The sequence below is a fragment of the Pseudomonas fuscovaginae SE-1 genome (genome assembly GCF_000364705.1).
GTDB lineage: Bacteria > Pseudomonadota > Gammaproteobacteria > Pseudomonadales > Pseudomonadaceae > Aquipseudomonas > Aquipseudomonas fuscovaginae_A.
Window position 1 is genome coordinate 17,927 of the sequence record NZ_AQOH01000069.1, and the last position, 12,347, is coordinate 30,273.

Annotated in this window: 13 protein-coding genes; 3 read left to right on the forward strand and 10 right to left on the reverse strand. The window is 64.9% G+C overall.

Going from position 1 to position 12,347, the window contains the following annotated elements:
- Positions 1-242 precede the first annotated feature (242 nt).
- Positions 243-1,427, forward strand: coding sequence for a C17 cyclopropane fatty acid synthase CfaB (gene cfaB, locus K675_RS0108135; protein WP_017903017.1), 1,185 nt, complete (start codon positions 243-245; stop codon positions 1,425-1,427).
- A gap of 8 nt (positions 1,428-1,435) precedes the next feature.
- On the opposite strand, the gene K675_RS0108140 is transcribed toward cfaB, so the two are convergent.
- Entirely contained in the window at positions 1,436-1,855 is a 420-nt protein-coding gene (locus K675_RS0108140) for a hypothetical protein (RefSeq protein WP_017903018.1), read from the reverse strand.
- 120 nt (positions 1,856-1,975) lie between these two features.
- Positions 1,976-3,415 carry a cardiolipin synthase gene (cls, locus tag K675_RS0108145; RefSeq protein WP_017903019.1) on the reverse strand — a complete coding sequence of 480 codons (1,440 nt, stop codon included), beginning with the start codon at positions 3,413-3,415 and terminating at the stop codon, positions 1,976-1,978.
- A gap of 128 nt (positions 3,416-3,543) precedes the next feature.
- Here cls and K675_RS0108150 point away from each other — a divergent pair, with 128 nt between their 5' ends.
- Complete coding sequence (locus tag K675_RS0108150) at positions 3,544-4,059, forward strand: DUF3617 domain-containing protein (RefSeq protein WP_017903020.1); 516 nt, start codon at positions 3,544-3,546, stop codon at positions 4,057-4,059.
- A 211-nt stretch (positions 4,060-4,270) separates the two neighbouring features.
- On the opposite strand, the gene thrS is transcribed toward K675_RS0108150, so the two are convergent.
- From thrS to folE2, 8 genes are read right to left on the reverse strand one after another with little or no spacing between them, the layout of a single operon-like run.
- Entirely contained in the window at positions 4,271-6,163 is a 1,893-nt protein-coding gene (gene thrS, locus K675_RS0108155) for a threonine--tRNA ligase (protein ID WP_017903021.1), read from the reverse strand.
- Between the two features lie 23 nt (positions 6,164-6,186).
- Positions 6,187-7,524, reverse strand: coding sequence for a dihydroorotase (locus tag K675_RS0108160; RefSeq protein ID WP_017903022.1), 1,338 nt, complete (start codon positions 7,522-7,524; stop codon positions 6,187-6,189).
- Between the two features lie 2 nt (positions 7,525-7,526).
- Positions 7,527-8,087 carry a carbonate dehydratase gene (locus tag K675_RS0108165; protein ID WP_017903023.1) on the reverse strand — a complete coding sequence of 187 codons (561 nt, stop codon included), beginning with the start codon at positions 8,085-8,087 and terminating at the stop codon, positions 7,527-7,529.
- Complete coding sequence (gene hisI / locus K675_RS0108170) at positions 8,084-8,518, reverse strand: phosphoribosyl-AMP cyclohydrolase (RefSeq protein WP_017903024.1); 435 nt, start codon at positions 8,516-8,518, stop codon at positions 8,084-8,086. The genes K675_RS0108165 and hisI overlap by 4 nt, the downstream gene beginning before the upstream one ends.
- Positions 8,515-9,402, reverse strand: coding sequence for a metal ABC transporter substrate-binding protein (locus K675_RS0108175; RefSeq protein WP_017903025.1), 888 nt, complete (start codon positions 9,400-9,402; stop codon positions 8,515-8,517). Before K675_RS0108175 ends, hisI begins: the two co-directional genes overlap by 4 nt.
- Before the next feature lie 11 nt (positions 9,403-9,413).
- Complete coding sequence (locus K675_RS0108180) at positions 9,414-10,280, reverse strand: metal ABC transporter permease (RefSeq protein ID WP_017903026.1); 867 nt, start codon at positions 10,278-10,280, stop codon at positions 9,414-9,416.
- Complete coding sequence (locus K675_RS0108185; protein WP_017903027.1) at positions 10,280-10,948, reverse strand: metal ABC transporter ATP-binding protein; 669 nt, start codon at positions 10,946-10,948, stop codon at positions 10,280-10,282. The genes K675_RS0108180 and K675_RS0108185 overlap by 1 nt, the downstream gene beginning before the upstream one ends.
- Positions 10,945-11,841 carry a GTP cyclohydrolase FolE2 gene (gene folE2, locus K675_RS0108190; protein WP_026145029.1) on the reverse strand — a complete coding sequence of 299 codons (897 nt, stop codon included), beginning with the start codon at positions 11,839-11,841 and terminating at the stop codon, positions 10,945-10,947. The genes K675_RS0108185 and folE2 overlap by 4 nt, the downstream gene beginning before the upstream one ends.
- 131 nt (positions 11,842-11,972) lie before the next feature.
- Between folE2 and K675_RS30495 the strand changes: the two genes are divergently transcribed.
- Positions 11,973-12,347 (forward strand): AMIN domain-containing protein (locus K675_RS30495; RefSeq protein WP_157383918.1); only part of this gene is annotated, 375 nt, incomplete at its 3' end.

Genomic DNA, 12,347 nt, shown 5'->3' on the forward strand with positions numbered 1-12,347 from the left:
TGGAGCGGCGCCCTTGCGGACGCTTTCGCGGATAAATCCTGCTCCCACAACGATTGAGTCGAGCATTCCTCTTATGCACGACACCAAACCGTGGGAGCAGGATTTATCCGCGAAAGCGATATCGGCTGGTCGTGTGATCTCAGGCGAACACCATGAATCGGGTCTATTATCCCGATAGCCTGACAGTTCCCGGTAATACGCTACCCTTTAATCAGACGTCTGAAACAAGGGGGGGATTACTCATGCTCGCGCAACTTCCACCGGCCTTACAGAATCTTCAGCTACCGCTGCGCCTGAAACTCTGGGACGGCCATCAATTCGACCTCGGGCCGCAGCCCAGCATCACCATCACCGTGAAGGACCCGCAACTGGTCGCGCAATTCAGCCATCCGACGCTGGACCTGCTCGGCAGCGCGTTCGTCGAGGGCAAGCTGGAACTCGAAGGACCGATCAGTGAAGTCGTACGGGTCTGCGATGAGTTGAGTCAGGCACTGTTGGAGGACGAAGGGGATCATCCCGCACAGCGCCTGTCCCACGACAAGGAAACCGACGCGGCGTCGATTTCCTACCACTACGACCTGTCCAACGCGTTCTACCAACTGTGGCTGGACCGCGACATGGTCTATTCCTGCGCCTACTTCGAACGAGGCGACGCCAGCCTGGAAGAAGCCCAGCAGGCCAAGTTCCGCCACCTGTGCCGCAAGCTGCGCCTGCAACCGGGTGAATACCTGCTGGATGTCGGCTGTGGCTGGGGCGGCCTGGCGCGCTTCGCCGCGCGGGAGTTCGGGGTCAAGGTGTTCGGTATCACCCTGAGCAAGGAGCAACTGGCGCTGGCCAGGGAGCGGGTCGCCGCCGAAGGCCTGCAGGACAAGGTCGACCTGCAGTTGCTCGACTATCGCGACCTGCCGCAGGACGGCCGCTTCGACAAGGTGGTCAGCGTCGGCATGTTCGAGCACGTCGGCCACGCCAACCTGCAGCAATACGCCAATATCCTGTTCGGCGCGGTGCGCGCGGGTGGTCTGGTGATGAACCATGGCATCACCGCCCGGCACGTCGACGGTCGTCCGGTCGGGCGCGGGGCCGGTGATTTCATCGACCGCTACGTGTTTCCCAATGGCGAGCTGCCGCATCTGTCGATGATCTCGGCCTTTGTCAGCGAAGCCGGATTGGAGGTGGTCGACGTCGAAAGCCTGCGCCTGCACTACGCCAGGACCCTGAACATCTGGAGCCAGCGCCTGGAAAGCAACCTGGAGGCCGCTGGCAAGCTGGTGCCGGACAAGGCTCTGCGGATCTGGCGGCTGTACCTGGCCGGCTGCGCCTACGCCTTCGAGAAGGGCTGGATCAACCTGCACCAGATCCTCGCGGTGAAGCCATTGCCCAACGGCGGCCACAACCTGCCCTGGACCCGCGGCGACCTCTACCGCTGACTATCCGCCTACCACTTGAGCGGGCGCGGGTCGGCTACCGGGTTGCTTTCCAACCGATAGTGGCCGTGTTGGCGAGGAATGTTCTGGTCCGAGGGCAGCAGGGCCTGCTGCTCGAAGGTGCCGGTTTCCCGATCGAAGCTCAAGTCATGCCGGGCGACGTTGCCGTACCAGTCGCTGGAGGGCAGCGAGATATAGCTGATGGCGTAGCGCAGGTCGTCGAAGCTGCCTCTCACCACATAGACGCCGTAGTGTTCCTCGCCTGGCGAGACGATCTTGTAGAGGCCGTTGTCGTAGTAGTACAGGGCGGCTTCTTCGAAGGGTTTGTCCTTGTAGAGCACCTGGTAGTGCAGGTGGTGGACATGGCTGGGTTTGCCGAATTCGACGGTGATCGACGGCGGGGTACTGGAACTGCCAGAAGTGAACTTCATCGTGGGCCTCCGGATGATGGTTCGGCGAAACCTCCAGCTTAGAGAACCCTCGATGTCGATCGCAGGGCAGTACCCACCTTTGGGAATGCTCCTACGTTGATCTGAAAACGGTCCTTCCTCTTAAAGGATCGGCGAAATCAGCCGGGCGATGCGCATGCCCAGTTGTTGCAGGCGGTGGGTCTCGCGACTGTCCTCGTGGGTGACTTCGCGGGCCAGGTCGAAGTCCTTCAGCAGCATGTTTTCCACCTCGTCGGCGAAGGCCGGGTCGACGGTCAGCAGCATCAGTTCGAAATTCAGCCGGAACGAGCGGTTGTCCAGATTGGCGCTGCCGATGGCGCTGATTTCGTTGTCCACCAGCACCACCTTCTGGTGCAGGAACCCCGGGCCGTAGCGGAACACCCGGACGCCGGCGCGTACGGCTTCGAAGGCATAGAGACTGGAGGCGGCGTAGACGATCCGGTGATCGGGCCGCGAGGGCAGCAGCAGGCGCACGTCGACTCCGCGCAGGACCGCCAGGCGCAGGGCGGCGAACACCGCTTCGTCGGGGATGAAGTACGGGCTGGTGATCCACACCCGTTCGCGGGCGGCATGGATCGCCTCGACGAAAAACAGCGAGCAGGTTTCGAACGAATCGGCCGGCCCACTGGCGAGCAACTGGCAGAGTACGCCGTCGTCGGGGTAGGTGTCCGGCAGGATCAGCGGCGGCAACTGGCGCGCGGCCCAGAACCAGTCTTCGGCGAACGACTCCTGCAGGCAGGCCACCACCGGGCCGCTGACCTGCACATGGGTGTCGCGCCAGGGGGATAGGGGTGGCTTGCTCCCCAGGTACTCGTCGCCGACGTTGTGCCCGCCGACGAAACCGACCAGCCCGTCGACCACCACCACCTTGCGGTGGTTACGGAAATTCACCTGGAAGCGATTGAGCCAGCCACTGCGGGTGGCGAAGGCCTTCACCCGTACACCGCCGCCGCGCAGGCTGTCGACGTAGTCGTGGGGCAGGGCGTGGCTGCCGATGCCGTCGTAGAGCAGGTAGACTTCGACCCCTTCGCCGGCCTTCTTGCGCAACAGGTTGTGCAGGCGTCGGCCGAGCTGGTCGTCGTGGATGATGAAGAACTGCACCAGCACGGCATGCCGGGCCTGTTCGATGGCCTGGAAGATCGCCTCGAAGGTGGCTTCGCCGTTGACCAGCAACCGCACCTGGTTGTTGGCCAGGCAGGGCATGCGTCCGAGCTTGGGCATTGCCCGCAATGCCGCATAGGCCTGCGAGTTGCGGGCGGCCAGGGCCTCCTCGACCCAGGGGCGCCAGTTCAGGTCGGCGATGGCCTTGCGCATTTCCACGTTGGCCTGGCGCCGGGCCTTGATGTAGGCATCGAAGGTGCTGCGGCCGAAGACCAGGTAGGGAATCAGCGTGAGGTAGGGGATGAATACCAGCGACAGCGCCCAGGCGATCGAGCCTTGGGCGGTGCGAACGGTCAGCACCGCGTGAATGGCCGCGATACTGCCAAGCGTGTGAATCAGCGCTATCAGATAGCCGAAGACATGGGGGCCGAAAAAATCCATGAGGTCCTGATCCTGAATCCGTACCGTCTAACAGACCATGTTCCGACGCGATTGTCGCTATTTAATTCATCACGCAACCCAAGCATGATTCTGACGTCTAAGCAGGACCTTTCTTCAGGAGCTATATGATGAACCTTCGTCTGCCGGGTCTGGCCATCGCCTGTGCCTTCGTGATTCCCGTCGCCCAGGCGCAAGTGCTGCAGCCCGGTCTGTGGGAGCTGACCTCCAGCAATGTGCAGGTCGAAAACCAGTCGCTGGATGTCAACATGCTGTTGGGCGTGCTCAAACAGAACACCACGCCGGAGCAACGCGCCGCCCTGGAAAAACAGGGCATCAACCTGGGCGGGCAGGGCGTGCGGGTGTGCCTGACGCCGCAGCAGGTGGCTTCCGAGGCGATTCCGTTGACCGATCCGCAGTCCGGTTGCCAGCAGCAGATCACCGAGCGCAAGGGCCCGGACTGGAAGTTCCGCTTCAGCTGTCCGAAGGCCCAGGGCGCGGGTACGGCGCATTTCGTCAGTGATCGCGAGTTCACCACCAAGGTCAGCGGCACGTTCAATGCCACCGGCATCCAGCAGAACGGCAGCATGGACACCAAGGCCGTCTGGCTGGGCCAGGATTGCGGGGCGGTGAAACCGCGCTCCTGAGTGCCAGCACCACTCGGTGTCCGAGCCTGCTATATACGCTTGTGGGAGCCGGATTCATCCGCGAAGACAGTGGTGAGGCCACTAAAAGCTTCGCGGATGAATCCGGCTCCCACAGCTCGGTGGCGTCTGCTGGACTTCCCGTGAGCCTGCTTGGCCATTCATCGGCGAGAGTCTAAAGACCGCCGGCGCCCACGGGTTCGGTGTTACAGCCTCAGAGATCGAGATGCTGCAGCAACGCCTCGACCGTCATCGTCCCCAGGTCTTCCCCCGTCCGGCTGCGCACGCTGACCAGCCCCGCAGCCTTTTCCTTCTCGCCGACCACCAGCAGGTACGGCACCTTCTGCAGGCTGTGCTCGCGAATCTTGTAGCCGATCTTCTCGTTGCGCAGGTCCGCCACCGCCCGCAGGCCCTGGGCCTTGAGTTGCCGGGCCAGGTCCTGGGCATAGTCGGCCTGGCCCTCGCTGATGTTCAGCACCACCGCCTGGCACGGTGACAGCCACAGCGGCAGGGCACCGCTGTAGTGCTCGATGAGAATGCCGATGAAGCGCTCCAGCGAGCCGAACAGCGCCCGATGCAACATCACCGGCCGTTGTCGTTCGCCGTTCTCGCCGATGTAGCCGATGTCGAAACGTTCCGGCAGGTTGAGGTCGACCTGCAGGGTTCCGCACTGCCAGTCGCGGCCGATGGCGTCGCGCAGGACGAACTCCAGCTTCGGCCCGTAGAAGGCGCCTTCGCCGGGATTGATCCGGTAGTCGATGCCCATCCGCCCCAGGGCGCCGGTCAACGCGCCTTCCAGTTGATCCCAGGTCTCGTCGCTGCCGATGCGGTTGAGTGGACGGGTGGAGAGCTTCACCACCACGTCGTTGAAGCCGAACTCGCGGTAGATGTCGAACACCAGCGCGATCGCCGTTTCGCATTCGGCCTGCATCTGCGCCGGGGTGCAGAAGATGTGGGCGTCGTCCTGGGTGAAGTGGCGCACCCGCAGCAACCCGTGCAGGGCGCCGGACGGTTCGTAGCGGTGGACCTTGCCGAACTCGGCGATGCGCAGCGGCAGGTCGCGGTAGCTCTTGAGGCCATGGCCGAAGATCGACACCGCGCCGGGGCAGTTCATCGGCTTGAGGGCGAACACCCGCTCGTCCTCGGTGGTGGTGGTGAACATGTGGTCGCGGTAGTTCTGCCAATGCCCGGAGGTTTCCCACAGGCCACGGTCCATCACATCCGGGGTATTCACCTCGACATAGCCGGCCTGCTCCTGGCGCTGGCGCATGTAGCCGATCAGTTGCTGGAACAGCGTCCAGCCCTTGGTGTGCCAGAACACCGAGCCCGGCGCGCAGTCGTCGAAGTGGAACAGGTCCAGCTGCATGCCCAGCTTGCGGTGATCGCGCTTGCCGGCTTCCTCCAGGCGCGTCAGGTAGGCCTTGAGGTCCCTGGCATTGGCCCAGCAGGTGCCGTAGATCCGCTGCAGCGGCGCGTGGTTGGCGTCGCCGCGCCAGTAGGATCCGGCCACCTTGGTCAGCTTGAAGGCCTGCAGGATGCCGGTCGAGGGCACATGGGGCCCGCGGCACAAGTCCTCGAAATCGCCCTGGCGGTACAGCGACAGCGTCTCGCCTTCGGGGATGGCGCGGATCAGTTCGGCCTTGTAGTGCTCGCCCAGCCCCTCGAAATAGGCGATGGCCTCGTCGCGTGGCAGGGTGCGACGGCGGACCGAGTGGTTGGTCGCGGCCAGGGCCTGCATGCGCGCCTCGATCAGCTCCAGGTCCTTGGGGGTGAAGGCGCGCTCGTAGGCGAAATCGTAGAAGAAGCCGTCCTCGATCACCGGGCCGATGGTGACCTGGGCCGAGGGATAGAGCTGCTTGACCGCCATGGCCAGCAGGTGCGCGCAGGAGTGACGGAGGATCTCCAGCCCTTCGTCATCCTGCGGGGTGACGATGCTCACCGTCGCATCCCGCTCGATGAGGGTGTCGCAATCGACCAGCACGCCATCGACCCGGCCGGCCACGGCTGCACGGGCCAGGCCGACGCCGATGCTGGCGGCCACTTCGAAGACCGAGAGCGGTTGGTCGTACTCGCGCTGCGAGCCGTCGGGGAGGGTGATGCGGATCATTGCCAGGGTCCTTGGTCGATCTGTTAACGGAGAAATTGCAGGGGCAGGCCCTGGCAGCCGTCATGAAGACGGCCGGCATGCCAGGCCAGTTGCCCGGAGACCACGGTGGTGCTCACGTGGTGGCGCAAGCGGTGGTCGATGAAGGGCGTCCAGCCGCATTCGTAGAGGATCGGCTCGGCGGCGACCGGGCGTGGCCACGGCTGGCGATTGAGCAGCACCAGATCGGCCCAGTAGCCCTCGCGCAGGTAGCCGCGCTCGGCGATGGCGAACAGGTCGGCGACCCGGTGGCTGGTCTTCTCCACCAGCGTAGTCAGCGGCAGGACGTTATCCGCCACCAGCTCCATCAGCGCCGGCAGCGCGTGCTGCACCAGCGGCAGGCCGGAGGGCGCTTCCTCGTAGGGACGCTGCTTTTCTTCCCAGGTATGCGGCGCGTGATCGCTGCCGATCACGTCCAGCCGGTCGCTCAACAACGCCCTGCGCAAGGCGTCGCGGTCCGACCGCCGCTTGATCGCCGGGTTGCACTTGATGCGGTTGCCCAGGCGCGGGTAGTCGTCTTCATCGAACAGCAGGTGGTGCAGGCAGACTTCGGCGGTGATGCGCTTTTCGCTCATGGGCCGGTCTTCGAACAGTTCCAGCTCGCGCTCGGTGGTCAGGTGCAGCACGTGCAGGCGGGTGCCGTGCTTTCTGGCCAGTTCCACCGCCAGCGACGAGGAGCGGTAGCAGGCGTCGACATTGCGGATCAGCGGGTGGGCGGCCGGTGGAATGCTGCCGCCCAGCAGTTCCTTCAGATTCTTCAGGCGGGTGTCGATGGTCGGCGTGTGTTCGCAATGGGCCAGCAGGAGGGTCGGCACCTCGGCGAACAGCCGTTCGAGGATGTGCGGGTCATCCACCAGCATGTTGCCGGTCGACGCGCCCATGAACACCTTGACCCCGGCCACCTGGCGCGGGTCGAGGGCCGCCACGGTGTCGAGGTTGTCGTGGCTGACGCCGAAGTGGAAGCCGTAGTTGGCCACCGACGCGCTCGCCGCCCGACGCTTCTTGTCGGCGAGGGCGTCGAGGGTCAGGGTCGCCGGGCGGGTGTTGGGCATGTCCATGTAGCTGGTGATGCCACCGGCCACCGCGGCCCGTGATTCGCTGTGGATGCTGCCCTTGGTCGGCGCGCCAGGGTCGCGGAAGTGCACCTGGTCGTCGATCATCCCCGGCAGCAGCCAGTCGCCGTCGGCATCGATTTCCACATCGGCGCGGGCGTTGCCGATTTCTGCGGCGATGGTGTCGATGCGGCCGTTGATCACCCGGACATCGGCGTCGAATTCACGGCCTTCGTTCACCACCCGGGCATTGCGGATCAGCAGGCTGGTCATGCTCAGAACTCGTTCTGCAGGGCCTTGTAGCCCCGTACCAGGTCGACGTTGGTGCGCGCCACGTCTTCGGAGAACTCCGAGGCACTGACGCTGACCGGCGGGAATTGCGCCAGGTCGGTATTGGGGCCGATGCGGGTGGTGGAGGGGACGTAGAAGCCTGGCGGCAGGTCGCGGCCGTCGACCACCGAGTTGTGTCGCACCACGCTGCCGTCGCCGACCACGCAGTTGAACAGCACGCTGTTGAAGCCGATGAAGGCCCGGTTGCCGACCGTGCAGGGACCATGGACGATCGAGCGGTGGGCGATGGAACTGAATTCGCCGATGGTCACTGCCGCGCCGGACTTGGAGTGGATGACCACGCCGTCCTGGATGTTGGAGTTGGCGCCGATGATGATCGGGTCCATCTCGCCGCGCTCGTTGACCTCGTCGGCGCGGATCACCGCGTAGGGGCCGACGAAGACGTTGTCGCCGATCACCACCTTGCCGCAGATGATCGCGGTCTTGTCGACGTAGGCGGATTCGGCGATCACCGGCAGGTCGCCGGAAGGGTTCTTGCGGATCATGCAGGGGTCTCCTGGGGGGCGCTGATGACGTGCACCGCGCCATCACGGATGGCGTTGTAGAAACAGTTGGGGCGGCCGGTATGGCAGGCCGGACCCTGCTGCGCGACCCGCAGCAGGACGGCGTCGCCGTCGCAATCGAGGCGGGCCTCGACCAGATGCTGGCGGTGCCCGGAGCTTTCGCCCTTGCGCCACAGTTGGCGACGCGAGCGCGACCAGTAGCAGACCTGGCCACGTTCGAGGGTCTCGGCCAGGGCCTGGCGGTTCATCCAGGCCAGCATCAGCACCTCGCCGGTGTCGTGCTGCTGGGCGATGGCGGCGATCAGGCCGTCGTCGTTCCATGGCAGGGCATCGAGCACGGCGGTGAGCGGCCAGCGGCTACCCAGGGCGGCGCTCTCCAGATCGAGCATCGACAGGGGCGGCCGGGCGATCATTGGCTCAGTGCCGCGTGCAGGGTGTTCATGTTGTATTCGAACAGGCCGATGAAGGTGCTGGCCGGGCCTTCGGCGGCGAGGGCGTCGGAGTACAGGGTGCCGCCGATCTTCGCGCCGCTTTCGTCGGCGATCTGCTGCAGCAGGCGCGAGTCCTTGATGTTCTCCATGAACACCGCCTTGACCTTGTCCTTGCGGATCTGCCGGATCAGTTCGGCGACTTCGGCGGCCGAAGGCTCACGCTCGGTGGACAGGCCCTGGGGTGCCATGAACTGGATGCCATAGGCCTGGCCCAGGTAGCCGAAGGCGTCATGGGAGGTGACGATGCGGCGGTTGCCGGCCGGCAGGTTGCCGAGCTTGATCTTGGCTTCGGCCAGCAGGCGGTAGATCTGTTTCAGGTAGTCCTGGCTGTTGCGGGTGTAGTCATCCTTGTGCGCCGGGTCGACCTGAATCAGCGCCTTGGTGATGTTGTTCACGTACAGTTCGGCGTTCGCCAGGTTATGCCAGGCGTGGGGATCGGGAACGGTTTCGCCGTCTTCTTCCATGGTGTGCGAGAGCACGCCCTTGCTGGCGGTGACCACCGGGGCCTTGGTCTCGGTGCTGGTCACCAGGCGGTCGAGCCAGGGTTCGAACTCCAGGCCGTTCTTGACGATCAGCCTGGCCTTGAGCAGCGCCTGGGCGTCATCCGGGGTGGGTTCGTAGGTGTGGGCGTCGGCATCCGGGCCGACCATCGCGGTGACCTGGATATGGTCGCCGCCGATCTGCTGGGTAATGTCCCGCAGGATACTGAAGCTGGCGACCACCGGCAGCTTCTCCGCCGCCTGGGCGCTGGACAACTGCAACGACAGGGCCAGCACGGAGCTGAACAGAACGAGTAACGCGCGCATCGGGTGACACCTCATTGGGATGGCAGGGGCGGGCGGCGCAGCAGACCGTGCACCGGACCGAAGATCACGGACAGCAGGTACAGGCAGCCGGCGACCAGCACGATGGCCGGGCCGCTGGGTTGCGAGTAGTAGAACGACAGCAGCAGGCCGGCGGCGACCGAGACGCAGCCCAGCAGCGCGGCGATCAGCATCAGCACCGGCAGGCGTCGGCTCCAGAAGCGCGCGGCGATCGCCGGCAACATCATCAGGCCGACCACCATCAGCGCGCCGATGGCCTGGAAGCCGATCACCAGGTTGAGCACCACCAGGGTCAGGAACAATCCGTGGGCCAGCGGGCCGAGGCGGCTGACGGTCTGCAGGAACAGTGGGTCGAGGGTGTCGAGCATCAGTGGCCGGTAGATCGCCGCGAGCAGCAGCAGGCTGATGCCGCAGACCCAGAGCATGCCGGTCAGGGTCGGCCCGTCCACCGCCAGTGCCGAACCGAACAGCAGGTGCAACAGGTCCAGGCGCTTGCCGGCGATGCCCAGCAGCAGCACGCCGCTGGCCAGCGAAATCGGGTAGATCGCCGCCAGGCTGGCGTCTTCGCGCAGGCCGGTGCGGCGGGTGATCCAGGCCGACAGGCCGGCCATGCCCATGCCGGCGCCGAGGCCGCCGAGGGTCAGGGCCGGCAGGCTCAGGCCGGCGATCCAGAAACCGATGGCGGCACCGGGCAGGATGCCGTGGGCCACCGCGTCACCGATCAGGCTCATGCGCCGCAGGATCAGGAACACCCCCAGCGGCGCGGTGCTGCAGGCCAGGACGAGGCCGCCGAGCAGGGCCCGGCGCATGAAGACGAAGTCGTGGAAGGGTTGCCACAGGTGTTGGACGAACATCAGCATCAGGCCACCTGCGTGATCGGTTGCTGCACGATCAGTTCGCGGCTGGGCGCGAGGAGGCAACCGCTGTCCTTAATCCTCAGGGCATCGGGAATGTGCTGGCGGACGGCGGCGAGGTCATGGCAGACCACCACCAGGGTGCGACCGGCCGCATGCCAGGCGTGGATGTGTTGCCACAGCAGCGCCTGGCCTTCCTCGTCGAGGGCGGCGTGGGGTTCGTCGAGCAGCAGCAGCGGCGCCTGGGCCAGGCTCAGGCGGGCGAGCAGGGCGCGTTGCAACTGGCCGCCGGACAACGCCATCAGCGGTCGTTGCTCCAGACCGGCGAGGTTCCAGTCGGCGATCACCGCCTGCAGGCGTTCGTTGCGTTGTTGCGGGGTCAGTTTGATGCCCCATAGCCCGGCGGCGACCAGTTCCTGCAGGCTGATCGGGAACTGACGGTCGAGGTGCTGCTGTTGCGGCAGGAACGACAGGCCGCCGCGGCGTGGAACATCCAGCTGCACCTTGCCGGCCAGGGGCTTTTGCAAACCGGCGAAGACTTTCAGCAGGCTGCTCTTGCCGGTGCCATTGGCACCGATCACCGCGGTGAGGCTACCGGCGGCCAGTTCGAAATCCACCGCAGGGGTCAGTGGCTGGCCGGGTGGGCCCCAGCGCAGGCCTTGGCAGCGGATCATGCCGGCCTCCAGTTCCAGCCGCTCTCGGCCACGGCGTCATGGGCGTGCAGGCTTTCGGCGTGGACCACCCGCAAGTGGAAACCCTGTACCGCGTCCGCACGCCTGAGCGCCAGGTTCAGACGGCGTGCCGCGTCTTCGCAGAACATCAGGTTCTGGCCGTTGGCGAGGGCGAAGGCCTGCTCGTCGGCACGTTTGACGGCGGTCTGCACGGCGGTGCCGAGGGACGCCTCGGCTGCATTGATCAACTCCTCGAAGGGAAACCGATACGTTTTTTCATCAAGTCGGATTTGCAGGTGTGCAATGCTTCGCTGGCTATGGGGCGTGGCGACGATGCCTTGGGTGCTGACGAGCCAGTTCAGCACCTTGCCGTGATCCAGTGGCTGGTTGGCGAAGTCCTGGCTGAACTGCTGCTGGATCAGTTGGCGGGCGAGGGCTGCCGAGCAGGGGCAGGTGGAGGAGTAGGCCACGTCAATTTTCAGTTCCACGTGGAACACTCCACTTTTCAGCTCGGCTAACACACTGACGGGATAGGTTTTCCAGCCGGCCAGCGGGCTGACCAGCGCCGGGCGCTTGAGCAGCAGGTCGGTGTGAATACGCAGGTAGGCATTGCTGGAGAGTCCGTCGTGGCTGTCGAGGAACTGTTGCAGCACCTGGTGGATCAGCGCCGGTGTCAGGTCTTGCTGTTGCAGATGTTCCAGGGCCAGGTACAGGCGCGACATGTGAATGCCCCGGGCTTCGCCGTCGTCGAGGCTGACCCCGGCGTCGGCTGTGGCGCTGAGGCGGTGGCCGTCGAGAGTGATGGGTAGAGCAATGCCGCACATGCCCACCCACTCAAGGGGCAAGGCTTGCCGGGATGACTGCGCGGCGATGTCCGGCAGCGTCAACGCGTTCATGAGCAGGTCCATCGTTGGAAATAAAATGTCATGTTATATTATAACAATTGATTCGACGATGCCTTTTTTTGCCAGGGCTCTACACAGCCATATCGAGCAGGGACGCTCCCTCAATTTGTGGTTATCGGTTCATGCATAGACGTCAATTGCTCAACTTCCTGCTGGCCAGTGCGGCCTTCATCCCGCTTGGCGTGTCGGCGGCGCAGATCCGCAACGCCCGGCTCTGGCGCTCTGGCGACAAGCTGCGACTGGTGCTCGATCTCAGCGGCCCGGTGCAGTACAAGACGTTTTCCCTGACTGCGCCCGAGCGGCTGATCATCGACCTGAGCGGGGCGAAGCTGACGGGCGACTTCAGCCAACTGGTCCTGAAGAACACAGTGATCCGCTCGATCCGCTCGGGACATTTCGGCCAGGGCGACACGCGCATCGTCCTCGACCTGACCAACCCGGTGCAGTTGAACAGCTTCCTGCTGCCGCCGGGGGAGGGCCAGGGCCACCGGCTGGGG

What these genes read in the sequence shown, in the direction of transcription:
- folE2 (WP_026145029.1), bottom strand. Translation starts at nt 11,841, where the DNA reads ATGAACGCGTTGACGCTGCCGGACATCGCCGCGCAGTCATCCCGGCAA.
- thrS (WP_017903021.1), bottom strand. Translation starts at nt 6,163, where the DNA reads ATGATCCGCATCACCCTCCCCGACGGCTCGCAGCGCGAGTACGACCAA.
- hisI (WP_017903024.1), bottom strand. Translation starts at nt 8,518, where the DNA reads ATGATCGCCCGGCCGCCCCTGTCGATGCTCGATCTGGAGAGCGCCGCC.
- K675_RS0108175 (WP_017903025.1), bottom strand. Translation starts at nt 9,402, where the DNA reads ATGCGCGCGTTACTCGTTCTGTTCAGCTCCGTGCTGGCCCTGTCGTTG.
- cls (WP_017903019.1), bottom strand. Translation starts at nt 3,415, where the DNA reads ATGGATTTTTTCGGCCCCCATGTCTTCGGCTATCTGATAGCGCTGATT.
- K675_RS0108180 (WP_017903026.1), bottom strand. Translation starts at nt 10,280, where the DNA reads ATGCTGATGTTCGTCCAACACCTGTGGCAACCCTTCCACGACTTCGTC.
- K675_RS0108185 (WP_017903027.1), bottom strand. Translation starts at nt 10,948, where the DNA reads ATGATCCGCTGCCAAGGCCTGCGCTGGGGCCCACCCGGCCAGCCACTG.
- cfaB (WP_017903017.1), top strand. Translation starts at nt 243, where the DNA reads ATGCTCGCGCAACTTCCACCGGCCTTACAGAATCTTCAGCTACCGCTG.
- K675_RS0108140 (WP_017903018.1), bottom strand. Translation starts at nt 1,855, where the DNA reads ATGAAGTTCACTTCTGGCAGTTCCAGTACCCCGCCGTCGATCACCGTC.
- K675_RS0108150 (WP_017903020.1), top strand. Translation starts at nt 3,544, where the DNA reads ATGAACCTTCGTCTGCCGGGTCTGGCCATCGCCTGTGCCTTCGTGATT.
- K675_RS0108165 (WP_017903023.1), bottom strand. Translation starts at nt 8,087, where the DNA reads ATGATCCGCAAGAACCCTTCCGGCGACCTGCCGGTGATCGCCGAATCC.
- K675_RS0108160 (WP_017903022.1), bottom strand. Translation starts at nt 7,524, where the DNA reads ATGACCAGCCTGCTGATCCGCAATGCCCGGGTGGTGAACGAAGGCCGT.